The organism is Microbacterium sp. USHLN272 (assembly GCF_037149655.1).
In the GTDB taxonomy this organism is placed as follows: Bacteria; Actinomycetota; Actinomycetes; order Actinomycetales; family Microbacteriaceae; genus Microbacterium; species Microbacterium galbinum.
The window spans coordinates 1,153,416-1,170,833 of sequence record NZ_JBBCRA010000001.1 but is presented as its reverse complement, the minus strand read 5'-3'; the positions used below and the strand labels follow the sequence as shown (position 1 = coordinate 1,170,833).

The following is a 17,418-nucleotide window of genomic DNA, read 5'->3' as shown; positions in this document are numbered from 1 at the left end:
CGCGCTCCCGCCGCCTCACCGTCCGCCGCCTCACCGCCCGCGGAACCGCGGCTTCCGCTTCTGCTGGAACGCCGCGAATCCCTCGCGGTAATCATCGGTATCGCCGAGCTCCGCCTGGGCCGCGCTCTCGAGCTCGACCGACTCCCACAGCGCCAGCCGCTCGTCGCGGATGCGCGCCACGAGGCGCTTGCTGGCGACGAACGCGGCCGTCGGTCCGAGGGCGGCCGTGGCCGCGGCATCCCTCGTCGCTCCGTGCACCTCGTCGTCGGGCAGCACCCGCGAGAAGAGTCCCGCGGTCACGGCCTCGACGCCGGTCATCAGGCGTCCGGTGTAGATGAGGTCGAGGGTGCGGTGCGCGCCCAGGCGATCGAGGAAGAGGGCATGCCCGCCGGAGTCGAGGGTCGCGCCGAGAGCGGCGAACGGCGAGCCGATCTTCGCCGACTCCGCGACGTACACGACATCGGTGGCGATCAGCAGCCCGAGGCCGACGCCGAGACAGGCGCCGTGAGCAGCCGCGAACGTGGGAGCGGGAAAGCGCGACATCCGCTGCAGGAGGGGGGCGACGAGCCCGCCCAGGTACCCGATCACGTCGTCGTCGCGCGGATCCACGCCCGAGATGTCCCGTCCTGCGCAGAACGCGCGCCCCTCTCCGCTCAGCACGAGGGCGCGCACCCCCGCCGTCTCGGCCTCGGCGTAGGCGGCATCGAGGCCGTGGAGCGCCTGCTCGTCGAGCGCGTTCAGTCGCTCGGGAGCGCGCAGGGTGACGTGGGCGACGTCGTCGGCGATGCGGAGATCGATCATCGGTGCGTTCTCCCTCACACGTCGTAGTCGACGACGACGCGGTCGCTGGTCGGGTGGGACTGGCAGGTGAGCACGAACCCGCGCTCGATCTCGTCGGGCTCGAGCGCGTAGTTCTCGGTCATCGTGACGCTGCCCTCGACGACCCGGGCCCGACAGGTGCCGCACACCCCGCCCGCGCAGGCGAAGGGGGCGTCGGGGCGCACGCGCAGCGCCGCGTTCAGCACCGACTCGTGCGCATCCACGGGGCTCTCGACCGTCGACGAGACGCCGTCGAGCGTCACCTCGATCGTCGTCGTGCGCTCACCCGCCCGCACCTGCACCGGTCGTGCGGCACGGGCGGGCTCGTCGCCGGTCGTGAACAGCTCGAAGCGGATGTGCTCGCCGCCCACGCCGACATCGGCCAGGACCTCGCGGCAGAGGTCGACCAGGGCGAGCGGCCCGCACAGGAACCACTCGTCGACGTCGTCGGGCGGGAGGAGGGTCGTGAGGATCGTGCGCAGCTTCGGCTCGTCGATGCGGCCCGACAGCACGGGAGCGGTGCGCTGCTCGCGCGAGAGCACGTGGTGCAGGGTGAGGCGGGTGGGGTAGCGGTCCTTCAGATCGGCGAGATCCTCGAGGAACATCACGTCGAGCGTCGACCGGTTCGTAAACAGCAGGGTGAACCGCGCGGTGTCCGACCGCGACAGCACCGTGTGCGCCAGGGCCATCAGCGGGGTGATGCCGGAGCCGGCGGCGATGCCCACCACGTGCCGGTGATCGAGGTCGGGCAGGGCCGAGGTGAAGGTGCCCTGCGGACTCATCACGTCGATCTCGAACCCCGGCTTCAGACCGCTCTGCGCCCAGGTCGAGAACCGCCCGCCCTCGTCGCGCTTGACCGCCACGCTCAGCCGGGTGTCGGCGCCGTCGGCGCGATGCTCGGGAGCACGGCACAGGGAGTACGACCGCCGCACCTCGACCCCGTCGAGCACGGTGCGCAGCGCGACGTACTGGCCGGGCAGGTGGTCGTACTCGCCGGCGAGCGCGGCCGGCACCGTGAACGTCACCTCGACCGCGTCGTCGGTGAGCGGGCGCACGGCCTCGACGACGAGCGTGTGGAAGCGGGCGCGTCGACGCGCCGTCGGCACCTCGCGGGGCGGGGCCGGGGGAGCGGATGCCGTGGCCGGCGCGAACAGCGACATCAGTGCACCTTGAAATGGTCGAAGGGCTCGAGGCAGGCGCGGCACTCGAACAGCGCCTTGCACGCGGTGGAACCGAACCGCGACACCTCCCGGGTGTCGAGCGATCCGCATCGCGGGCAGCGCACGCTCAGCGTGAGAGGGATGGGTCTGTCGTGCACCGCCGCAAGACCGGTCGGAGGGGCGATGCCGTAGCGTTCGAGCTTGCGCTTGCCGGCATCCGACATCCAGTCCGTCGTCCAGGCCGGGGCGAGCACGAGCCGCACCTCGACCTCGCCGAAGCCCGCCGCGGTGAGCGCCAGGATCACGTCGTCGCGGATCGTGTCCATCGCGGGGCATCCGCTGTAGGTGGGGGTGATGTCGACGCGCACCCGCGCGCCGTCGGACTCGACCGCGCGCAGCACGCCCAGGTCCTCGATGGTCAGCACCGGGACCTCGGGGTCGGCGACGGCGGCGGCGATCCGCCAGGCATCCGTCGTCGTCATCGCCGTCACCATGTCGCCCCCGGATGCCGTCGCGCGAGCACCTGCATCTCGGCGAGGATGTGCCCCATCGGTGTGGCATGCGACCCCTGTCGTCCGCCCGCCGACGACGCCGCGACGTCGGGCATCGCGAGGTCGGCCCGGGCGAAGACCGTGTCGATCACGGCATCGAAGCCCGCGCGCAGCGATGACGGACGCGCAGCCGCATCGCCGAGCCGGTCGATCAGCGGGTCGTCGCGGAACAGCTCGTCGGCGAACGGCCAGACGTCGCGCAGGGCGCGGATCATCCGCGTGCGCGACTCCTCGGTGCCGCCCGCGAGCCGGAGCGTCCACTGCACGGCGTGGTCGCGGTGGTAGTCGACCTCTTTGAGCGCCTTCTCGGCGACGGCCGCGAGGGTCCCGTCGCCGCTCGATCGCAGCGCCGCGTAGAGCTCGACCATGTACGTCGAGACGACGAGCTGGCGCGCGATGGTCTGCGCGAAGTCGCCGTTGGGCTGCTCCACGATCCAGGCGCTGCGGAACTCCGGCTCGTCGCGGAAGAACGCCAGATCGTCTTCGCTGCGTCCGTCGAAGGAGCCGGCGTAGCGCAGCAGCGAGCGGGCGTGGCCGAGCAGGTCGAGGGCGATGTTGCCGAGCGCCACGTCCTCCTCGAGCTCCGGCGCACGCGAGATCCAGGCGCCCAGCTGCTGCGAAAGGATCAGCGCATCGTCGCCGAGACGCAGCGCGTACTCGGCGACGTCGGCGGATGCCGCGCGCTCGCCGGATCCCGCAAGTTCCTGCGCGAGGTGCAGCTCCTCGACGGTGACGTCACCGTGCCCGTCCACGGCGTTCACAGGTGCGGCACCCCTTCGGAGGCCGTGTAGTACACGGCGTGCCGGTAATTCTTGCCCGCGGCGCTCTCGAAGTACGCGCCCTTCGCATCGGGGTCGCTCGTGGTGATGGCCTCGGCGGGCACCGCCCAGATCGAGACCCCTTCGCCGCGCCGGGTGTAGAGGTCGCGCGCGTTGCGGATCGCCATCTCGGCATCCGGTGCGTGCAGGGACCCCACGTGCACGTGGCTGAGCCCGCGGTTCGCACGCACGAAGACCTCCCAGAGGGGCCAGGGCTCGCGGGGGTCGGTGCCGGGGCTCGCCATCAGGCCACATCCTTGTCGAGGGCCGAGGCGGCTGCCTGCCGGCGGGCGTACTCCGCCGCGGCCTCCCGCACCCATGCCCCGTCCTCGTGAGCGGTGCGCCGGCGCTCCAGCCGTTCGGTGTTGCACGGACCGTTGCCGCGGAGCACCTCGAAGAACTCGTCCCAGTCGATCTCACCCATCTCGTACCGCCCGGATGCCTCGTCGAAGCGCAGCTCGGGGTCGGGGAGGGTGACGCCGAGGATCTCTGCCTGCGGAACGAGCATCCCCACGAATCGCTGGCGCAGCTCGTCGTTCGAGAACCGTTTGATCTTCCAGGCCATCGACTGCGCGGAGTTGGGGGACTGGTCGTCCGGCGGGCCGAACATCGCCAGGCTCGGCCAGTACCAGCGGTCGACGGCATCCTGCGCCATGCGTCGCTGCTCCTCGGTGCCCTGCATGAGGGTGAGCAGGATCTCGAAGCCCTGGCGCTGGTGGAACGACTCCTCTTTGCAGACCCGCACCATCGCGCGGCCGTAGGGTCCGTAGGAGGCGCGGCAGAGGGGAACCTGATTGCAGATCGCGGCGCCGTCGACGAGCCATCCGATCGCGCCCATGTCGGCCCAGGTCGGGGTGGGGTAGTTGAAGATCGAGGAGTACTTCGCCCGCCCGTCGATGAGCTGCTGCATCATCTCGTCGCGGGTGATGCCGAGGGTCTGCGCCGCGGAGTAGAGGTAGAGCCCGTGGCCCGCTTCGTCCTGCACCTTCGCCATCAGGATCGCCTTGCGCTTGAGGCTGGGCGCGCGCGTGATCCAGTTGCCCTCCGGCTGCATGCCGATGATCTCCGAGTGCGCGTGCTGCGAGATCTGACGGATGAGCGTCCTGCGGTAGGCCTCGGGCATCCAGTCGCGCGGCTCGATGCGCTGCTCGTTCGCGATGAGCTCGTCGAAGAGGCGTTCCTCGTCGGAGACGCGTTGCTCGTCGGAGACGTCCGCGGTGATCGAGGGGTCTGCGGGGGCGTTCATCGTTGCTCCTCCCGGCCAGCATCTTTACTGACCGATCGTTAGGTAATTCTGTCACGACGGGACGGGATCCTCAAGGCCGGCGCGCGCCGGATCCTCGACTCACTGCGAGCGCGAGACCAGCTCCAGCAGCGCTCGGCCGTACGCCTCGGCGGGATCGGGGTGCTCGAACGAGAGGTCTTCCCCCGATATCCGCACCCGCACACGGAAGGTGTCATCGAGCCGCTCCAGCGAGCGGAAGGTTCCGCGCAGCAGCTCGCGCAACTGGTCCTCACGGGGGAGCCACACGGCATCCGCGAGGGTCACCGCGTCGAGCGCCCACTCGGTCGTGCCGTTGAAGGCGAGGTCGGTGCCGCTCGGCGTCTGCCGCGCCTCGATCGTCATGCCGCTGACGGTGAACACGTCGGCCTCGGACTCGAGCTCCACCTCGTTCGGGAGGTCGAGCTGGAAGCGGTCGCCCTCGATCGGATGCCACACCAGGCCGGCGGCTCGGAGGGCGACGGCGAGGTCTCGGGTGATCACGTCTCCACGCTAGACGACCGGTTGCACGGCGGGGCCGGTGCGCCTGTGCGCCGATCGCGGTGTCGGCGGGATGGGGCAGAGTGAGGGAATGATCTCCGCACCCTCCCTCGGCACCCGCGCGGCCGCTCTCGCCGCCCTCCGCGAGCTGGTCGGCCGCCCCGATGCCGACTTCCACGACGGGCAGTACGAGGCCATCGAAGCGCTCGTCGACGGTCGCCGCCGGGCGCTCGTCGTGCAGCGCACGGGGTGGGGAAAGTCCGCCGTCTACTTCGTCGCCACCCGCCTGCTGCGGGGCCAGGGGGCGGGGCCGACCGTCCTGGTCTCACCGCTGCTGGCCCTGATGCGCGATCAGATCGCGGCAGCCTCCCGGGCCGGGGTGAGGGCGGTCGCCATCGATTCGACGAACGCCCACGAGTGGACCGACGTGCTCGCGCAGCTCGACCGTGACGAGGTCGACGTTCTGCTCGTGTCGCCCGAGCGCCTCAACAATCCGGCCTTCCGGGAAGAGCGTCTGCCGGCGCTCGTGAGCCGCATGGGGATGCTGGTGGTCGACGAGGCGCACTGCATCAGCGACTGGGGGCACGACTTCCGCCCCGACTACCGACGGCTGCGCGATCTCATCGCCGAGATGCCGGCCGACGTCCCGGTGCTCGCCACCACGGCCACGGCGAACAGCCGCGTCATGGTCGACGTGGCCGAGCAGCTCGGTGCGAGCACGGCGGGAGGCGATCCCGGGGCCGGGGTGCTCACGATCCGCGGACCGCTCGCGCGCACCTCGCTGCGCCTCGGGGTGCTCCGGCTGCGCGACTCCGCGAGCCGACTGGCCTGGCTGTTGAGCCACCTCGACCATCTCCCCGGATCGGGCATCATCTACGCGCTGACGGTCGCGGCAGCGGTCGATACGGCGCGACTGCTGCGCGATCACGGGCACGACGTGCGGGCGTACACGGGGCAGACCGACACCGAGGAACGCGCCGAATCCGAGGGGATGCTCCAGCGCAACGAGGTGAAGGCGCTCGTGGCGACGAGTGCGCTGGGCATGGGGTTCGACAAGCCCGATCTCGGCTTCGTGCTGCACCTCGGCGCGCCCTCGTCGCCCGTGGCGTACTACCAACAGGTGGGTCGTGCGGGCCGCGCCAGCGAGAGCGCCGACGTGTTGCTGCTGCCCGGTGTCGAGGACCGCGACATCTGGCACTATTTCGCGACCGCGTCGATGCCCGACCGTGAACGTGCGGAGCGGGTGATCGGCGCACTCGGCGACGCGCCGATCTCGACACCGGCCCTCGAGGCGATGGTCGACATCCGTCGGACCCCGCTCGAACTGCTGCTGAAGGTGCTCGACGTCGACGGCGCGGTGCGCCGCGTGCAGGGCGGGTGGGTCGCGACGGGGGCGCCGTGGAGCTACGACGCCGAGCGATACGAACGCATCGCGGGGGAGCGCGTCGCCGAGCAGCAGCACATGATCGCGTACGAGCAGACCGACGGATGCCGGATGGAGTTCCTGCAGCGCGCCCTCGACGACGACACCGCGAAGCCCTGCGGGCGGTGCGACAACTGCGCGGGCGAATGGTTCCCGCGCGAGATCGGCGCGGCGGCCACCACCCAGGCCTCCCAGTCGCTCGACCGGGTCGGGGTACCGATCGAGCCCCGCCGCGCCTGGCCCACGGGCGCCGATCGGCTCGACGTCCCCGTCAAGGGGCGCATCGCCGCCGACGAACAGGCGGGCGAGGGGCGGGCGCTGGCGCGATTGACCGACCTGGGGTGGGGTGGCACGTTGCGCGCGCTCTTCGCCGCGGGGGCTGCGGATGAGGCGGTGACGCGACAGGTGCTCGACGGATGCGTGCGCGTGCTGGCCGGGTGGGGATGGTCGCAGCGACCCGTCGCGGTGGTCGCACTCCCGTCGCGCTCGCACCCCCGGCTCGTCGACAGCCTCGCCCGCGGGCTGGCCGAGATCGGCCGGCTGCCGTACCTGGGCGAGCTCGGTCTCGTCGGCGGCGGTCCGAGCGGTCAGCCCGGCGGTAACAGCGTCTTCCGCCTCGGCGGTCTCTGGGATCGGTTCAGCGCCGATCACCTCGAGATCCCCGACGGTCCGGTGCTGCTCGTCGACGATCTCGCCGACAGCCGGTGGACTCTCACGGTCGCCGCGCGCACGCTTCGGCGCGCCGGCGCGAGCGAAGTGCTGCCGTTCGTGCTCGCCCTGCGCGGGTGATACTGCGCGGGTGACACTGCGCGGGTGACACTGCGCGGGTGACACGGTGGCGTCGAAGAACGCCGAAGAAGAGAGTTCGTGGCCGGATCCCACGTTCGACCTTGACAAGACCAGCCGTCCCGAGCATGTTCGACAGTGACGGCGGTGTCGCCTGTTCCAGGTCGCCTGCTTTCGCGACGTCGGCCATGCGGCCGGCATCGACACCCGACGGAAGAGATCGAAGGAGATCGGACGATGAAGAAGCTCATCAACGCCCCGGAGGACGTGCTCGTCGAATCGCTCAAGGGAGTCGCGCTGGCGCATCCCGAGCTGTCGGTCGACCTCGAGACGCACGTCATCACGCGGGCCGAGCCGAAGGCGCAGGGAAAGGTCGCGATCGTCTCCGGCGGCGGATCGGGGCACGAACCCCTGCACGGTGGCTACGTCGGTGTCGGGATGCTCGACGCCGCGGTCGCAGGTGAGGTCTTCACCTCTCCGACACCCGACCGCGTGCAGGCAGCGACGAAGGCCGTCGACCGGGGTGCCGGCGTGCTGCACATCGTGAAGAACTACACCGGCGACGTGCTCAACTTCGAGATGGCCGCAGAACTCGCCTCGATGGAGGGCATCGAGGTCGGCACGGTCGTCGTCGACGACGACGTCGCGGTGCAGGACTCGCTCTACACGGCCGGACGACGCGGCGTCGGCCTCACCGTGCTGCTCGAGAAGATCGTCGGCGCGGCCGCGGAGGAGGGACAGGACCTCGCCGCCGTCGTCGCCCTCGCGCAGCGCGTCAACGGCCAGGGGCGTTCCATGGGCATGGCGCTCACCAGCTGCACGGTGCCGGCCGCCGGCAAGCCGACCTTCGACCTTCCGGACGACCAGATGGAGATCGGCATCGGCATCCACGGCGAGCCCGGGCGTCACCGGGAGCCCCTGGCGCCGGCGTCCGACATCGCCCGCCAGCTCGTCGAGCCGATCCTCGCCGACCTCGACTTCGCGGGACCCGCGATCGTGATGGTCAACGGCATGGGCGCGACCCCGCAGATCGAGCTCTACCTGATGTACGCCGAGGTCGCAGCGCTCCTGGAGGCAGCGGGCGTGCAGGTCGTGCGCAACCTCGTCGGCAACTACATCACCTCGCTCGACATGGCCGGCTGCTCGGTCACGGTGCTGAAGGCCGACGACGAACTGCTGCGGTTGTGGGACAGCCCGGTCGTGACCCCCGGTCTGCGGTGGGGCGCCTGATGGCCGCGGATACCGTTTCGATCGCCACCCTGCAGGACTGGGTCACCCGCTTCGGCGCGGCCGTCGCCGAGAAGCGCGAATGGCTCACCGAACTCGACTCCGCGATCGGCGACGCCGACCACGGCGCGAACATGGCGCGGGGGATGAGCGCCGTCACCGAGAAGCTCGCAGCGAGCGCGCCGGCCGCGGCGGACGACCTCCTGAAGACCGTCGGGATGACGCTCGTCAGCTCGGTCGGCGGCGCCAGCGGGCCGCTCTACGGCACGTTCTTCCTGCGGATGGGGATGACGACCGGCGCGGTCCAGGATCTCGACGCGACCGGCCTGGCCGCCGCGCTGCGCGCCGGGCTCGAGGGCATCGTCGCGCGCGGCAAGCCCGAGGCCGGGGACAAGACGATGTTCGACGCGATGTCGCCGGCGGTCGATGCGCTCGACGCGGCCATCGCGGGAGGTGCCGACCTGGCCGAGGCGACGCAGGCCGCTGCGGTCGCCGCCGCCACGGGGCGCGACGCGACGCTGCCGCTGGTGGCCCGCAAGGGGAGGGCCAGCTATCTCGGTGAACGCAGTGCCGGCCATCTCGATCCCGGTGCCGCATCGACCACGCTGCTCTTCGAGACGCTCGCCGCGGCGATCGCGGCGAGCTGATGATCGGCATCGTCGCCGTCTCCCACAGCGCACGACTCGGGGAGGCGGCGCTCGAGCTCGCCCTGCAGATGGTGCAGGGGGCCGGCGCGCGAGTGCGCGTGGCGGCCGGTGCGGGGACGGATGCCGACGGCACGCCGATCCTCGGCACCGATGCCCTGGCAGTCGCCGGAGCGATCGACGAGCTCGCCGGCGACTGCGACGGTGTGCTCGTGCTCATGGACCTCGGGTCAGCCGTGCTCAGTGCCGAGCTCGCACTCGAACTGCGCCTGAGCGACGTGCCGGTCAGGCTCGCCCCCGCACCGTTCGTCGAGGGTCTGCTCGCCGCCGTGGTGTCGGCGGCGGCCGGGGGAGATCTCGACACGGTCGCCGCCGAGGCGTCCGCGGCCCTCGGAGCGAAGACGGGGCAGCTCGGTGCGGAGGAACCGGTTCCGGAGCAGGTGGCTCCGTCCCGACCCGCCGGCGACGCGCAGACCCGCCGTGTGCTCGTGCGCAACCCGCAGGGCCTCCACGCCCGCCCGGCGGCCCTGATCGCCGAGGCTTCCGGCGGCGTCGACGTGCGTCTGCGGCGACTGCCCGACGGCCCGGAGGCGGCTGCGGCGAGTCTCTCGCGGCTGCTGATCCTCGGCGCGCGCCAGGGCGACGAGATCGAGATCTCGGCGCACGGGGCGGATGCCGCCGGTGCTCTCGATCGGATCGCGGCGCTCTTCGACGACGGGTTCGGGGAGGCAACGGACAGTCTCCCCGGCAACGGCAACGGCAACGGCAACGGCAACGGCACCGGCACCGGCACCGGCAACGGCAACGGCAACGGCACCGGCACCGGCGTCGGGACGGGCTCGGCGCCGGAACCGGTCGCGCCGCCTCGGGATGCTGCGGGTGCGGTGACCGCGGGCGATGTGCTGCGCGGACGAGGCGTGAGCCCCGGGGTCGCCGCGGCATCCGTCGTTCATCTCGCTCCCTCGCTGCCCGAGCCCGATGGCGGAGTCGTCGTCGCCGAGAGCGAGCGCGCCGCCGAGGTCTCGGCGGTCGAGCGGGCGACCGTCGCGGTCGCCGAGCACCTGCGTGCGCGCTCCGCGGAGTCGACGGGGGAGGCGCGGGAGATCCTCGATGCCGCACGCCTCATCGCGTCCGATCCCGAGCTACTCGCCGATGCCCGCGCGCTCGTGCTCTCGCAGGGCCGCACGGCCGCGCGCGCGGTATGGGAAGCGGCCCGATCGCACGAGACGGCCCTCGAGGCGCTCGGGGGGCGGATCGCCGAACGCGTCGCCGATATCCGCGACGTGCGCGACCGCGTGATCGCGGTGATCCTCGGACTCGACCTGCCGGGGGTCCCCGAGCGCGAGGAGCCGTTCGTGCTCGTCGCCGTCGACCTCTCGCCCGCCGACACGGCCGCCCTCGGCGGTGGTCGCTGCGTCGCGCTCGTCACCGAGCAGGGCGGTCCCACCTCGCACACGGCGATCATCGCCCGCTCGCTCGGGCTCCCGGCGGTCGTCGGCGTCACCGGTGCGACGGGCATCCGCGAGGGGGAGATCGTGCTCGTCGACGGTGATCGCGGCACCGTCGAGGTCGGCCCGGATGAGGAGCGAGTGGCGTCCGCGCGTGCCGCCGCGGTCGTCGTCGAGTTCGACGGGCAGGGCCGCTCGGCGGACGGCCATCCGCTCGCCCTGCTCGCCAACGTCGGAGGTGCGGCGGACGCCCTCGCGGCTGCGGAGGCGCGCGCCGAGGGTGTGGGACTGTTCCGCACGGAATTTTGCTTCCTCGGGCGCACGGATGCTCCCTCCGTCGATGAGCAGGTCATCGCGTACCGCGGGGTGCTTGCCGCGTTCCCCGGTCGCAAGGTGGTCGTGCGCACGCTCGACGCGGGAAGCGACAAACCCCTGCCCTTCGCGAACGTCGACGACGAGGAGAACCCGGCGCTCGGCGTCCGGGGTCTGCGGATCGCCCGTCGCAGCCCGCGTCTTCTCGACGATCAGCTGCGAGCGCTCGCCCTCGCCGCCGCGGCGGAGTCGGCCCTCGTCGAGGTCATGGCGCCGATGGTGGCGACCGTCGAGGAGGCGGCGGAGTTCGCGGAGCGGGCCAGGGGCGCGGGGATCGACCGTGTCGGCATCATGATCGAGACCCCGTCGGCCGCCCTGCTCGCCACCGAGATCTTCGAAGTCGTCGATTTCGTCAGCCTCGGCACCAACGATCTCGCCCAGTACACGCTCGCGGCCGACCGGCTCCTCAGCGAACTGGGCGACCTCAACGATCCGTGGCAGCCCGCGGTGCTGCGGCTCATCGGCGCGGTAGGCGCCGCGGGGCGCGCGGCGGGAAAGCCGGTCGGGGTATGCGGCGAGGCCGCGGCGGACCCCGCGCTCGCTCCGGTGCTCGCGGGGCTCGGAGTGACTTCGCTCTCGATGGCACCGCGCGCGCTCGGGCGGGTCGGCGCGGCGCTCGCGGCCGTCGATCAGGACGCGTGCCGACGTGCGGCCGATGCGGCCCTCGCAGCGCCGACCGCTTCGGCGGCGCGGGAGGCGGTGGGCGCTGTTCTGGCGGACGTGAGCGGGCTCTGACACCTTCCCTCGCGACATATATGCGCCCACGGGCATGCGATTCGTATCATTCTGATCTCGACCGGTCGTGGAGGCGGGCGGGATGTCCGGAGCAGCCGCTACGCTCGCCCCAGGGGAGGCGTCGGCAGGCGGCGCAGCGGATCATCGGAGGGTCATATGCCGCACGCGCGGTCGTTCACGAAGCTCGTCCTCGGCCTGGTCACGGCCGGGGCATTGTTCGGACTCTCCGGGTGCGCGCCCGAACCCGACTCGACGCCGGATCCCACCCCGACGGCTGCCCCCGAGACTCCGGAGCCCGCGGCCTACGACGGGCCGCTCCACTTCGTCGGTGACGAGCTCGACTGGTTCCTCCCCTCGGAGGACGAGATCCGCGCGCTCCTGCCGGGCATCGCGGAGATGTCCGAACCGTCGAGCGCACTGGAGCAGATCTCCGACGGGGGTGGGCCGGTGCCCGTCCCCTCGATCTGCGGCGCGCTCTCCGCAGAGATGTCCTTGGGATCGGTCGCGGCGCGGACCCTCACGTGGACCCTCGAGGGAAGCGACAACGCCGTGGGACGGCTGCACGTGCTGCAGCTCGCCGACGAGGCGCAGGTCGCAGCGCGGATGGACCAGCTTCGCGCGGCGACGGAGCAATGCGCCTCCTACGTGCTGGAGCGGGAGTCCGGGTTCGACGCCGAAATGGTCGGCGACGGTGACGACGTGCAGGCGATCGCCGGAACGCTGACCGAGGGGTACGTCGATGGCGAGTGGCGGTATCACAAGGGCTACGCGTCGATGGGGAACGTCATCGTCGAGCTGTTCCAGACGGGGGTCGACGGATCGACGATCGACGCCGAGGCGGTGGCGGAGATGCTGCGAGAGCACAGCGGCTCCGCCCGCGACGCCCTCATCGCGGAGCTGACGGCCAATCCGCCGACTCCGTCGGAGACACCGACGGCGGCAGACCCGTCAACGCCGTGGAGTGCGTGGGAGATGAGCACCGCGGCCGTCGGCCCGATCGTGCTCGGCAGTGATCTCGATGCTGCCCTGGCCGCTGTACCGGGTGCTCGGGCGGTCGAGCCGGAGTGGGCGGGGAGCCCGTGGTGGCTGACCGCCGCCGATGGATCCTCATCGGTCGGGATCTGGACCGATGAGAGCGGCGAACTCGTCGAGAGCGTGACGGTCGGAGTGTCGAACGTCTACGGCGAACCGGTCCACCCGGGAGCCTCCTTGCCCTCGGCCGGCGGAGTGCGCGTGGGGGATCCCGTGAGTGCGGCCATCACGGCGTTCCCGCAAGGGACTTTCGTGACCGTCATCGCCTCCGGCGAGTACTTCTACGAGTCGGCCACACGAGACGGCGGGTTCGTGCGGTTCCGCTCCGACCGCGACCCCGCCGATCCGGCAGCGGTCGTGACGGGCATCGGTGTGGAGGATGCGACGTTGCGCGCGCCGTTGGTGTTCGGATGAGCGGGCGGGGGATGCCGCCGATGCGCTCGCTCATGAGACTTCTGGTCGGGATGGTCGCGGCCGGGGCGCTGCTCGGGCTCCCGGCGTGCGCGCCCGAACCCGACCCGACGCCGGACCCGACCCCGACGGCGGCCCCCGAGACTCCGGAGCCCGCGGCCTACGACGGACCGCTCCACTTCGTCGGTGACGAGCTCGACTGGTTCCTGCTCTCGGCCGACGAGATCGCGGCGGTCGTCCCCGGTGCGGCGGAGTTCTCGGAGCCGTCGGCCTCACTGCTGCAGGCCGCGGACGGGTTCGGAGCGACGTTCGATCCGGAGACCTGCGGCGTGTTCTTCCTGGAAGCCTCGCTCGGTTCGATCGGAGCGCGCAGCATCACCTGGCAGGCGGAGAACGAGCGGCAGGGGCGCTTGAGCGTGCTGCAGTTCGCGGACGAAGGACAGGCCGAGCGACGCATGGACGACTACGTCGCCGCGTCGGAGCAGTGCGCGACGTTCACGTTCGACCAGAGCGCGTCGTCGTTCGACAGCGCGGCGATCGACGAGGACGATGTGCGCACGGTCGTCGGATCGATCGAGCTGGGCACGCCCGACAGCGGCTTCCGGCACTACTTCGGGATCGCGTCGGTGGGCAACGTCCTGGTGGAGTTCTGGCACTCGTACACCGGGGACTCCGTCATCGATGCCGACGCGGCCGCTCGTGCTCTGCAGGCACGCGCCGCCCAGGCACGGGATCTCCTGATCGGCGAGCTGACGGCGAACCCACCGGCGACGCCGACCGATCCTCCCGCCGCTGACGCTGCGGCGGCCTGGTCGGACTGGGCGATCGGCTTCGACGGCGTCGGTCCGCTCCGCCTCGGGGAGGACATCGATGCGGCCGTGGCGACGGTGCCCGACGCCGATGTCTCCGCCTCCGAATGGCCCCCGGACGTTCGCACGCTGACGAACCCGGATGGATCCGCGAATCTGCAGGTCCAGGCTCAGGAGGGCGGGACGGCCGTCGCGACGATCCTCGCCGGGAAGATCGCGCTGTACGGTGAACCGCCCGTCGACGGCTCCGGGCTTCCGCGTGCCGGAGCCGTCGGGGTCGGAGATCCGATCGAGAGCGCCATGACGGCGTTCCCGGAGGGAACCTCGGTGCGCGTCGTCTCCGCGGGACTGTACTTCTACGAGGTGTCGACGCGCGAGGGCCGGGTCATGCTCTTCCACACCGATCGCGACATCACGACGCCGGGAGCCGTCGTCATCGGGATCACCGCCGAAGACGGCACCGCGCGTCGCGAGTACACCCTCGACGCTCTCCGGAATCAGGCGGGCACCGTCTCGCCCTGAGGTTGCTTGCTCACGAGCGTGAGCACGTCGTAGGTCGCGACGGTCTCGTCGCGCTGATTGCGGATGACGGCGTCCCAGCGCACCTCGCCGTAGTCGTCGGTCTCGCGCGGCGTGATCTGCTTCGCGGTCAGTTCGACGCGGATCTCATCACCCGGCGATACCGGCGTGACGAAGCGAAGGTCCTCGAGTCCGTAGTTCGCGAGCACCGGACCGGGCTCGGGATCGACGAAGAGCCCTGCTGCCCACGACACGAGCAGATAGCCGTGGGCGACCCGCCCCGGGAAGAACGGATTCGCCGCCGCCGCGGCCTCGTCCATGTGGGCGTAGAAGGTGTCGCCGGTGAAGCGCGCGAACGTCTCGATGTCGTCGAGGGTCACGGTGCGCGATCCCGAGGCCACCTGGTCGCCGACCCGCAGTTCGGCGAGTGATCGGCGGAACGGATGCCGTCCGTCGCTGCGCACCGCGGCGCCCGTGTGCCAGACACCGGTCAGGGCCGTGAGCATCTCGGGCGATCCCTGCACCGCGGTGCGCTGCATGTGGTGCAGCACCGCCCGGATCCCGCCCAGCTCCTCGCCACCGCCGGCCCGCCCCGGTCCACCGTGCACGAGGTTCGGGAGCGGGGATCCGTGTCCGGTCGACGAGCGCGCATCGTCGCGGTCGAGCACCAGCAGTCGACCGTTGAACGGCGCGATGCGGGTCGCGAGCGCCACCGCCTGCGCGGGGTCGTGCGTCGCGATGCTCGTCACCAGCGAACCGCCGCCGCGGGCGACGAGACCTGCGGCCTCCGCGATGGTCGAGTAGGTCAGCATCGAGGCGACCGGGCCGAAGGCCTCGACGCCGTGCACGGCATCCGCCTCGGCGTCGTCGAAGCGCAGCAGCATCGGCGCGACGAAGGCCCCCTCCGAGATCTGCCCCGTGGTTCCGTCGGCGCGACGCACCTCCGGCGTCGCGGTCGTGCCGATCACGATCCGTCCACCGGCATCCTGCAGCGCGGCGACCTGTCGCAGCACCTCGTCGCGCTGGGCGAGCGAGGCGAGCGGGCCCATGGTCACGCCCTCGGCGCGGGGGTCCCCGAGCACCGTGCGCTCCGCGAGGCGGGTGCGCACGGCGTCGATCACGGCATCCGCCGATCCTTCCGGCACGATGACGCGACGGATCGCCGTGCACTTCTGCCCGGCCTTCGTCGTCATCTCGGTGACGAGTTGGCGTACGTAGGCATCGAACTCGGGCGTGCCGACCGTGGCATCCGTGCCGAGTACCGAGGCGTTGATCGAGTCGGTCTCGGCCGTGAAACGCACGCCCCCGGTCTGCACCGCGGCGCTCCGCCGCAGCGACTCGGCGGTCGAGGCGCTGCCGGTGAATCCCACGATGTCGCCGAGGAGCAGGTGGTCGAAGAGATCGGGCACGCTCCCGCTCACGAGCTGCAGTGTGCCCTCGGGCACCAGGCCCGACTCGATGAGGATGCGCACCATCGCCTCGGCGAGGTAGCCGGTCGGGGTCGCGGGCTTGATCAGCGTCGGCATTCCCGCGAGGAAGGCGGGGGCGAACTTCTCGAGCGCACCCCACACGGGGAAGTTGAAGGCGTTGATCTGCACGGCGACGCCCGGCAGCGTGGTGTGCACGTGGCGGCCGAGGAAGGACCCGTCCTTCGAGAGGGGCTCGACCGGGCCGTCGATGCGCACGGTGCTGTTCGGCAGTTCGCGGCGTCCCTTGCCCGAGTAGGAGAAGAGCACGCCGATGCCGCCGTCGATGTCGACCCACGAATCGGCGGCCGTCGCACCCGTACGGGCCGAGAGCGCGTACAGCTCGTCCTTGCGGGCGGTCAGCGCCAGCGCGAACTGCTTGAGCAGCACGGCTCGCTGGTGGAAGGTGAGCGCGGCGAGGCTCGCCTGCCCGATCGTGCGGGCGTGCGCGAGCGCCGCCGCGAGGTCGAGACCCGTGGTCGACACGCGGGTCACGAGCTCGCCGGTCGAGGCGTCGCGCACCTCCGTCGAGGGTGATCCGGTCGAGGGCGTCCACCAGGCGCCCTCGATGTAGCTGGGCAGGTACTCGGTCATCGCGTCTCCTTCGGAGAGTCGGGGTCGGTCCAGTCGTAGAAGCCTGCGCCGCTCTTTCGTCCCAGCCGCCCCTCGGCCACCATCCGGCGCAGCAGAGCGGGTGGCTCGAAGCGTTCACCCAACTCGCGGGCGAGCTCCTGGGCGATCCCGAGACGCACGTCGAGCCCCACGAGGTCGGTCGTGCGCAACGGGCCCACCGGATGCCGGTACCCCAGCGTCATGGCGGCGTCGATGTCGGCAGCCGATGCGACGCGCTCCTCGAGCATCCGAATGGCTTCGAGGCCGAGCGCGACGCCGAGGCGCGACGACGCGAAGCCGGGGGAGTCGGCGACCACGATCGGAGTCTTGCCGAGCAGAGCGACCCACTCGCGCGCGGTATCGACGACGGCCGGGTCGGTGGCCGCTCCCCGCACGATCTCGACGAGCGCCGACGAGGGCACCGGGTTGAAGAAGTGGAGCCCGAGAAAGCGCTCCGGCAGTCGGCGGGCGAGCGCGAGGTCGTCGATCGAGATCGATGAGGTGTTCGAGGCGAGCACGGCCTCGGCCGGCAGCACCTGCTCGAGCCGCGCGAGCGCGTCCTCCTTGAGCACGCGGTCCTCGGGCACGGCCTCGACGACCAGTGCAGCCTCGCTGCACGCCTCGACATCGGTCGTGACCCGGAGGCGCGCGGCGCATTCGCCCGCATCGAGACCGGGGTCGCGGTCGGCGGAACGGCGGAGACTCTCGTCGATGCGCAGCGCCGCGGCATCCGCGCCCTCCGTATCGCGCTCGACGACGACCACTCGCGATCCGGCGAGCAGGAACGCGTGCGCGATGCCCGCGCCCATACGCCCTCCGCCCAT

15 protein-coding genes are annotated in these 17,418 nt (G+C 71.6%); 6 read left to right on the top strand and 9 right to left on the bottom strand.

Translation table 11 applies throughout. From position 1 onward, the window contains the following. Nucleotides 1-30: 30 nt before the first annotated feature. From WFJ97_RS05755 to WFJ97_RS05725, 7 genes are all read right to left on the bottom strand, one after another. A complete protein-coding gene (locus tag WFJ97_RS05755) occupies nt 31-801 on the bottom strand; it encodes an enoyl-CoA hydratase/isomerase family protein (protein WP_336640778.1) in 771 nt (256 codons plus the stop codon). A 14-nt stretch (nt 802-815) separates the two neighbouring features. Continuing rightward, nucleotides 816-1,979, bottom strand: a complete 1,164-nt coding sequence (gene paaE, locus WFJ97_RS05750; protein ID WP_336640777.1) for a 1,2-phenylacetyl-CoA epoxidase subunit PaaE — start codon at nt 1,977-1,979, stop codon at nt 816-818. Next, nucleotides 1,979-2,461: a 1,2-phenylacetyl-CoA epoxidase subunit PaaD gene (gene paaD, locus WFJ97_RS05745; RefSeq protein WP_336640776.1), complete on the bottom strand. Its 483-nt coding sequence runs from the start codon at nt 2,459-2,461 to the stop codon at nt 1,979-1,981. The genes paaE and paaD overlap by 1 nt, the downstream gene beginning before the upstream one ends. Nucleotides 2,462-2,466: 5 nt before the next feature. Further along, nucleotides 2,467-3,291, bottom strand: a complete 825-nt coding sequence (gene paaC, locus WFJ97_RS05740) for a 1,2-phenylacetyl-CoA epoxidase subunit PaaC (RefSeq protein WP_336640775.1) — start codon at nt 3,289-3,291, stop codon at nt 2,467-2,469. Further along, nucleotides 3,288-3,593, bottom strand: coding sequence for a 1,2-phenylacetyl-CoA epoxidase subunit PaaB (gene paaB / locus WFJ97_RS05735; protein ID WP_247623085.1), 306 nt, complete (start codon nt 3,591-3,593; stop codon nt 3,288-3,290). Before paaB ends, paaC begins: the two co-directional genes overlap by 4 nt. Then, complete coding sequence (gene paaA, locus WFJ97_RS05730; RefSeq protein ID WP_336640774.1) at nt 3,593-4,594, bottom strand: 1,2-phenylacetyl-CoA epoxidase subunit PaaA; 1,002 nt, start codon at nt 4,592-4,594, stop codon at nt 3,593-3,595. Before paaA ends, paaB begins: the two co-directional genes overlap by 1 nt. Nucleotides 4,595-4,693: 99 nt before the next feature. Next, the gene (locus WFJ97_RS05725; RefSeq protein ID WP_247632676.1) at nt 4,694-5,113 is read right to left on the bottom strand and encodes a pilus assembly protein CpaE; all 420 of its coding nucleotides are present in this window, start codon (nt 5,111-5,113) and stop codon (nt 4,694-4,696) included. 88 nt (nt 5,114-5,201) lie between these two features. Here WFJ97_RS05725 and WFJ97_RS05720 point away from each other — a divergent pair, with 88 nt between their 5' ends. The 6 genes from WFJ97_RS05720 (at nt 5,202) to WFJ97_RS05695 (ending at nt 14,519) form a co-directional block, all read left to right on the top strand. Beyond that, nucleotides 5,202-7,322, top strand: coding sequence for a RecQ family ATP-dependent DNA helicase (locus WFJ97_RS05720; protein ID WP_336640773.1), 2,121 nt, complete (start codon nt 5,202-5,204; stop codon nt 7,320-7,322). A gap of 234 nt (nt 7,323-7,556) precedes the next feature. After that, entirely contained in the window at nt 7,557-8,549 is a 993-nt protein-coding gene (gene dhaK, locus WFJ97_RS05715; protein ID WP_336640772.1) for a dihydroxyacetone kinase subunit DhaK, read from the top strand. Beyond that, nucleotides 8,549-9,193, top strand: a complete 645-nt coding sequence (gene dhaL / locus WFJ97_RS05710; RefSeq protein ID WP_336640771.1) for a dihydroxyacetone kinase subunit DhaL — start codon at nt 8,549-8,551, stop codon at nt 9,191-9,193. The genes dhaK and dhaL overlap by 1 nt, the downstream gene beginning before the upstream one ends. Continuing rightward, nucleotides 9,193-11,745 (top strand): phosphoenolpyruvate--protein phosphotransferase, encoded by a 2,553-nt coding sequence (gene ptsP / locus WFJ97_RS05705; RefSeq protein ID WP_336640770.1) that lies wholly within the window; start codon nt 9,193-9,195, stop codon nt 11,743-11,745. Before dhaL ends, ptsP begins: the two co-directional genes overlap by 1 nt. Nucleotides 11,746-11,901: 156 nt before the next feature. Next, complete coding sequence (locus WFJ97_RS05700; RefSeq protein WP_336640769.1) at nt 11,902-13,191, top strand: hypothetical protein; 1,290 nt, start codon at nt 11,902-11,904, stop codon at nt 13,189-13,191. 32 nt (nt 13,192-13,223) lie between these two features. Continuing rightward, nucleotides 13,224-14,519: a hypothetical protein gene (locus tag WFJ97_RS05695; protein ID WP_336640768.1), complete on the top strand. Its 1,296-nt coding sequence runs from the start codon at nt 13,224-13,226 to the stop codon at nt 14,517-14,519. On the opposite strand, the gene paaZ is transcribed toward WFJ97_RS05695, so the two are convergent. Both paaZ and WFJ97_RS05685 read right to left on the bottom strand, forming a co-directional pair. Continuing rightward, nucleotides 14,495-16,576 (bottom strand): phenylacetic acid degradation bifunctional protein PaaZ, encoded by a 2,082-nt coding sequence (paaZ, locus tag WFJ97_RS05690; RefSeq protein ID WP_336640767.1) that lies wholly within the window; start codon nt 16,574-16,576, stop codon nt 14,495-14,497. The genes WFJ97_RS05695 and paaZ overlap by 25 nt on opposite strands. Next, nucleotides 16,573-17,418 (bottom strand): 3-hydroxyacyl-CoA dehydrogenase family protein, encoded by an 846-nt coding sequence (locus tag WFJ97_RS05685; RefSeq protein ID WP_336641860.1) that lies wholly within the window; start codon nt 17,416-17,418, stop codon nt 16,573-16,575. Before WFJ97_RS05685 ends, paaZ begins: the two co-directional genes overlap by 4 nt.

What these genes read in the sequence shown, in the direction of transcription:
- paaE (WP_336640777.1), bottom strand. Translation starts at nt 1,979, where the DNA reads ATGTCGCTGTTCGCGCCGGCCACGGCATCCGCTCCCCCGGCCCCGCCC.
- WFJ97_RS05700 (WP_336640769.1), top strand. Translation starts at nt 11,902, where the DNA reads ATGCCGCACGCGCGGTCGTTCACGAAGCTCGTCCTCGGCCTGGTCACG.
- WFJ97_RS05685 (WP_336641860.1), bottom strand. Translation starts at nt 17,418, where the DNA reads ATGGGCGGAGGGCGTATGGGCGCGGGCATCGCGCACGCGTTCCTGCTC.
- paaZ (WP_336640767.1), bottom strand. Translation starts at nt 16,576, where the DNA reads ATGACCGAGTACCTGCCCAGCTACATCGAGGGCGCCTGGTGGACGCCC.
- WFJ97_RS05720 (WP_336640773.1), top strand. Translation starts at nt 5,202, where the DNA reads ATGATCTCCGCACCCTCCCTCGGCACCCGCGCGGCCGCTCTCGCCGCC.
- dhaL (WP_336640771.1), top strand. Translation starts at nt 8,549, where the DNA reads ATGGCCGCGGATACCGTTTCGATCGCCACCCTGCAGGACTGGGTCACC.
- dhaK (WP_336640772.1), top strand. Translation starts at nt 7,557, where the DNA reads ATGAAGAAGCTCATCAACGCCCCGGAGGACGTGCTCGTCGAATCGCTC.
- WFJ97_RS05755 (WP_336640778.1), bottom strand. Translation starts at nt 801, where the DNA reads ATGATCGATCTCCGCATCGCCGACGACGTCGCCCACGTCACCCTGCGC.
- ptsP (WP_336640770.1), top strand. Translation starts at nt 9,193, where the DNA reads ATGATCGGCATCGTCGCCGTCTCCCACAGCGCACGACTCGGGGAGGCG.
- paaD (WP_336640776.1), bottom strand. Translation starts at nt 2,461, where the DNA reads ATGACGACGACGGATGCCTGGCGGATCGCCGCCGCCGTCGCCGACCCC.
- paaA (WP_336640774.1), bottom strand. Translation starts at nt 4,594, where the DNA reads ATGAACGCCCCCGCAGACCCCTCGATCACCGCGGACGTCTCCGACGAG.
- paaB (WP_247623085.1), bottom strand. Translation starts at nt 3,593, where the DNA reads ATGGCGAGCCCCGGCACCGACCCCCGCGAGCCCTGGCCCCTCTGGGAG.
- WFJ97_RS05695 (WP_336640768.1), top strand. Translation starts at nt 13,224, where the DNA reads ATGAGACTTCTGGTCGGGATGGTCGCGGCCGGGGCGCTGCTCGGGCTC.